Raw genomic sequence first — 216 nt, 5'->3', positions numbered from 1 at the left:
CAGGGTCTTTGGTCAATATATCGAGGACTTCGGATACGTACCACGCCCCATACCAAGGTGAGCCCGGATGATCCGAGAAACGACAAGGTGCCACTAACCACGACACTGTAGGTAATTGGCGATCTTCAACATCTTTTCTAAACTGATAAAAAACATCTCCGGCAGGCACCTCAACTTCCTGCCGCTTTCCACCTTCTTTATAACTTAATTTATCAA

1 protein-coding gene is annotated in these 216 nt (G+C 45.8%); it reads right to left on the bottom strand.

The genetic code is table 11. From position 1 onward, the window contains the following. Positions 1 to 216 (bottom strand): alkaline phosphatase family protein (locus RRF55_RS29030; protein ID WP_439419454.1); only part of this gene is annotated, 216 nt, incomplete at both ends.

The sequence above is a fragment of the Klebsiella sp. K47 genome (assembly GCF_051858335.1).
In the GTDB taxonomy this organism is placed as follows: domain Bacteria; phylum Pseudomonadota; class Gammaproteobacteria; order Enterobacterales; family Enterobacteriaceae; genus Klebsiella; species Klebsiella pneumoniae.
Note: the sequence above shows the minus strand (reverse complement) of the source record. Positions and strands in the feature narration are given on the sequence as shown.